This is a genomic window from Desulfolutivibrio sp., from assembly GCF_036584575.1.
Classification (GTDB): Bacteria; Desulfobacterota; Desulfovibrionia; order Desulfovibrionales; family Desulfovibrionaceae; genus Desulfolutivibrio.
The window spans coordinates 1-5023 of record NZ_JAZHDB010000083.1 but is presented as its reverse complement, the minus strand read 5'-3'; the positions used below and the strand labels follow the sequence as shown (position 1 = coordinate 5023).

General features: G+C 65.1%; 3 protein-coding genes. All 3 read left to right on the top strand.

The annotated features are described in order from the left end of the window. Positions 1 to 286: 286 nt before the first annotated feature. The gene (locus tag V3572_RS06315; RefSeq protein WP_332110132.1) at positions 287 to 1612 is read left to right on the top strand and encodes a GGDEF domain-containing response regulator; all 1326 of its coding nucleotides are present in this window, start codon (positions 287 to 289) and stop codon (positions 1610 to 1612) included. A gap of 31 nt (positions 1613 to 1643) precedes the next feature. Next, positions 1644 to 2123 (top strand): siroheme decarboxylase subunit alpha, encoded by a 480-nt coding sequence (gene ahbA / locus V3572_RS06310; RefSeq protein ID WP_332110131.1) that lies wholly within the window; start codon positions 1644 to 1646, stop codon positions 2121 to 2123. A 138-nt stretch (positions 2124 to 2261) separates the two neighbouring features. Beyond that, positions 2262 to 4775 carry a preprotein translocase subunit SecA gene (gene secA / locus V3572_RS06305; RefSeq protein WP_332110130.1) on the top strand — a complete coding sequence of 838 codons (2514 nt, stop codon included), beginning with the start codon at positions 2262 to 2264 and terminating at the stop codon, positions 4773 to 4775. The last annotated feature ends 248 nt before the right edge of the window (positions 4776 to 5023 follow it).

The following is a 5023-nucleotide window of genomic DNA, read 5'->3' as shown; positions in this document are numbered from 1 at the left end:
GGCGGCACGCAGACACCGGCCGCGAGAACCATGCACGCCACGGCGCACAGTCCGGTGAGTCGTCTCATGGCGACCTCCTTGCCTGGCGCGGGCGAGAACGTTCTTTCGCGCAGGCGAGAGACTTTTTTAAATGTAACCATTTCCGGCCCAAAAACAACCGTCGGACAAGGGGAGGCGCCTTGTGCGGTTTACAAACCGGGATGTGGGCACTAAGACAAAGGCATATCGGACGTTCCCTGTCCGATGGGAGCAACCCGGGCAGACCCCGGAAACCAAAAAGCCGCGCATGGACATGACCGAACCGGTGGAGCATTACGCCCCGGGCAAGCATCAAAGCGTGCTGCTGGCCGATCCCGATGTCGTGGGCCGGGCCGTCTGGGGGCGGCTGTTGCGGTCCCGCTTTTCTCTGGTCCTGGAGGCCGAAAACGGCGTGGAGGCCCTGGCCCTTTTCGGCCGCCACAAGCCGGATTTGGTGATGGCCAAGATCCAGATGCCGGGGCTTGACGGCGTGAGCCTGGCCCTGACGGCGGCCGGAACGGACCCGCATGTGCCGTTTTTCCTCCTGGGCACGGCCCGCCAGGTCACGCAGTTGGTGTCCACCCTTTTTTTGCCCACGGTGCGTCTGGTGCCCATTCCCGTGGACCCGGAACGGCTTTTGCCGTTGGTGGAGGATGCCGCCCGGGTGGCGGCCCTGCGCCGGTCGGCCGGGGAGTCCGACCGGCTGGTGCGTTTTTTCCTGGACGCCTCGCCCCATCCCCAGGCCATTTTCTCCCGGGGGAGGCTGGAATACGTCAACCGGGGGCTCTTGCGCTGCATGGGGCTGTCCTCGTTCCATGAATTTCAGGCCATGGGGATGAGCGTCAGCGACTTTTTCCAGGTGGAGGACGCGCCCTTGGCCGATCCGGCCCGGTTCGCCCGGGACATCCTGGACGACCCCCTGGACCGGGAACACATCGTAAGCCTGGTGCATCCCCGCTATCCCGGCCGCCCGGCCCACGTGTTCCAGGCGGCGGCCGCCCGCCTGCCCGGGGCGGATCGCCTCATGCTCACCCTGACCGACATTACGGAGCTCGAATACGAAAAACGCGACCTGATCGACCTGGCCACGGTGGACCCCCTGACCCGGGCCTTCAACCGGCGCAAGCTCTCGGAGATCCTGGCCGACGAGACCTCCCGGGCCCGGCGCTACGCCACGCCCCTGTCGGTGATTCTTTTCGACATCGACCATTTCAAGCGGGTCAACGACACCTACGGCCACGACGCCGGGGATGTGGTGCTGACGGAGATGGCCCGGCTGGTCATGGGGCTTTTGCGGGAAAATGACCGGCTGGCCCGGTGGGGGGGCGAGGAGTTTCTGGTGGTGGCCCCGGGGGTGGGTGTCGAGGGGGCGGCGGAGTTGGCCGAGCGGCTGCGTGCGGCCGTGGCGGCCCAGGCGTTTCCGGGCGTGCCCGGGGTGACGGCGAGCTTCGGGGTGGCGCAGTACCGTCCGGGCGAACCGCCGGAGCCGTTGGTCAAGCGGGCCGACGCGGCCCTGTACCGGGCCAAGGAGGGCGGGCGAAACCGGGTGGAGAGGGAGGAGGCCGAGCTTGCAAAAACCGGCGGGATCAATTGACAGCCGCCCCTGGCGACCCTATGTACCGGCCATGGATTTCATCGACCGCGACATCCTCTCCGAGATTCAGTCCGGCTTTCCCCTGTGTGAGCGCCCCTACGCCGCCATCGGCGAAAAAGTGGGTCTGACCGAGGCCGAGACCCTGGCCCGGGTCCGGGCGCTCAAGCAAAAGGGCGTCATACGTCGCATCGGGGCCAGCTTCCAGTCCCGCAAGCTGGGGTTTTTAAGCACCCTGTGCGCGGCCCAGGTTCCCGAGGACCGCATCGAGGCCTTCGTGGCCGAGGTCAACCGGCATCCCGGCGTGACCCACAACTACCTGCGCGCCCATCCCTATAATGTCTGGTTCACCCTGATCGGCCCCGGCCGGGACAGCATGCGGGACACCCTGGCGGCCATACACGCCGCCACGGGCATCGAGATCCTGAACCTTCCGGCGGAAAAGCTCTTCAAGATCAAGGTCGATTTTTCCATGAAAAAGCCCGCTGTTGACCCGTCGACCCAACCCGGCTAGCATCGTTCGCCCGACGAAAGAGAGCCTGCCCGGCAGGCGCGCGGCGTTCACCCGACAACACAGCCTCGAAGCGGCCCTGCCCGCTCCCGACCAGCACGCCGCCTCCTGCGGCTTCCCAGAGGCGCCAAGGAGATATCCATGTTTAAGGCCATCGCCAAAAAAATCCTGGGGTCGCGCAACGACCGCTATATAAAAAGCCTCGCCCCCCTGGTCGCCCGCATTGGCGATCTGGAGGCGTCCGTACAGCCGCTGGACCAGGCGGCCATGCAGGCCCGCATCGCGGAACTGCGCCAGGAGGTGCAAAACGGCCGCCCCCTGGACGAGCTTTTGCCCGAGGTCTTCGCCCTGGTCAGGGAGGCCTCGGTTCGTGCCCTGGGCATGCGCCACTTCGACGTGCAGCTCATCGGCGGCATCACCCTGCACCAGGGCAAGATCGCGGAGATGAAGACCGGCGAAGGAAAAACCCTGGTGGCCACCCTGCCCGTGGTCTTAAACGCCCTGTCCGGCAAGGGCGTGCACCTGATCACCGTCAACGACTACCTGGCCAGGCGCGACGCGGCCTGGATGGGCAAGCTCTACGAATATCTGGGACTCACCGTGGGGGTCATCGTCCACGGCCTCTCGGACCAGGAGCGCCAGCAGGCCTACGGCGCGGACATCACCTACGGCACCAACAACGAGTTCGGCTTCGACTATCTGCGCGACAACATGAAGTTCTACAAGGAACAGCTCGTGCAGCGGCCGCTGAACTACGCCATCGTGGATGAAGTGGACTCCATCCTCATCGACGAGGCCAGAACGCCGCTGATCATCTCCGGCCCGGCCGAGGAGTCCACGGCGCTGTATTCCAAGATCGACGCCATCATCCCCTCCCTGAAGCTGGACACGCATTTCACCCTGGACGAAAAGGGCAAAAGCGTGCTCATCAGCGAAGAGGGCGTGGCCCGCTGCGAGCAGATCCTGGGCGTGGAAAACCTCTATGATCCGGCCAACGTCAGCCTCCAGCACCATGTGCTCCAGGGGCTTCGGGCCCACCATCTCTACCAGCGCGACGTGGACTATATCGTCAAAGAGGGCCAGGTGGTCATCGTGGACGAGTTCACGGGGCGGCTCATGCCCGGCCGCCGCTACAGCGACGGCCTGCACCAGGCTCTGGAGGCCAAGGAAGGGGTCAAGGTCGAGGCCGAGAACCAGACCCTGGCCTCCATCACCTTCCAGAACTACTTCCGCATGTACGAGAAGCTCTCGGGCATGACCGGCACCGCCGACACCGAGGCCGTGGAGTTTAAGCAGATCTACGACCTGGAGGTCATCTCCATCCCCACCCACCGCAACATGGTGCGCAAGGATTTTCCAGACCTCATCTACAAGAGCCAGGCCGACAAGTTCAAGGCCATCGCCTCCGACGTCAAGGAGCTGCATAGAAAGGGCCAGCCCGTGCTGGTGGGCACCGTGTCCATTGAGAAGTCCGAACTGCTCTCAGGGCTTTTGAAAAAAGAGGGCGTGCCCCACGACGTCTTAAACGCCAAGCAGCACGAAAAAGAGGCCGAGATCGTGGCCCTGGCCGGGCACAAGGGCCGGGTGACCATCGCCACCAACATGGCCGGGCGCGGCACGGACATCGTGCTGGGCGAGGGCGTGGTGGACCTGGGCGGCCTGCACATCCTGGGCACCGAACGCCACGAATCCCGGCGCATCGACAACCAGCTCCGGGGCCGCGCCGGCCGCCAGGGCGATCCCGGCTCCTCGCGCTTTTACCTGGCCCTGGACGACGACCTCATGCGGCTTTTCGGTTCGGATCGCATCGCCGGGATCATGGACAAGCTGGGCATGGAAGAGGGCGAGGCCATCGAAAACCGGATGGTCACCAAGGCCATCGAGAACGCCCAGAAGCGGGTTGAGGCCCACAACTTCGATATCCGCAAACAGCTTCTGGAATACGACAACGTCATGAACCAGCAGCGCGAGGTCATCTATTCCCTGCGCCGCGAGGTCATGGTCACCGAGGCCCCGGAGGCGCTCATCGAGGGTTGGATCGAAGAGCTTTTGGACGAGGTCTTCGAGCCCCTGGCCTCCTCCAAGGGGGATCACGACCCCGAGGCCCTGGAGGCGGCGGCGGCGCGCATCGAGGAGATGTTCACCGTGCGCGCCGAGGTCAAAACCGGCGACGACTCGGAAAAAGAGGCCGTGCGCCAGGCCGTGGCCGACCAGTTGGAGACCCTCAAGGCTGGCGCGGGGGAGCATTTCAAGGAGATCGCCAGGTATTTTCTGCTGGAGAGCCTGGACCGCAACTGGAAAGAGCATCTGCTGAGCATGGACCACCTGCGCGATGGCATAGGACTTCGCGGCTACGGCCAGAAAGATCCCAAGCAGGAATACAAGCGCGAGGGATTCACCCTGTTTCAGAGCCTGATCTTCACCATCAAGGATGCCTCGGTGCGGGCCCTGTGCCGGGTGCGCATCAGGACCGAGGTGCGCGAGGAGGAGTTCCAGCACAAACAGGAGCCCGCCGGGGAAGTGCAGTACAGCGGCGGCAGCGATACGGGCGAGCGCAAGAAGCAGCCCAAGCGCCGCGACGCCCCCAAGGTCGGGCCCAACGATCCCTGCCCCTGCGGCAGCGGCAAGAAATACAAGAAGTGCTGCCGGAAATAGCCCCGGCCGCGCCATGCCGAAAAATGAACGCCCGTCCCGGACAGCTTCCGGGGCGGGCGTTTGGTCGTTTCAGCGGGGCGGGACTTAGCGGATGATGATGGGCGGCACGTCGATGGTGATGCCATACCTGGGCGGCGGGGGGGGCGGGGCCACGACGGTGCGGCAGGCGCCGTAGCTCCACATGGTCCCCGGCCGCAGGCTGACGGTGACGCCGCCTTGGCCGGGGCTGTGCAGCGACAGTTCGCCGC

Bases quoted from the DNA above. Each gene is read 5' to 3' on its own strand.
- V3572_RS06315 (WP_332110132.1), top strand. From the start codon at position 287: ATGGACATGACCGAACCGGTGGAGCATTACGCCCCGGGCAAGCATCAA.
- ahbA (WP_332110131.1), top strand. From the start codon at position 1,644: ATGGATTTCATCGACCGCGACATCCTCTCCGAGATTCAGTCCGGCTTT.
- secA (WP_332110130.1), top strand. From the start codon at position 2,262: ATGTTTAAGGCCATCGCCAAAAAAATCCTGGGGTCGCGCAACGACCGC.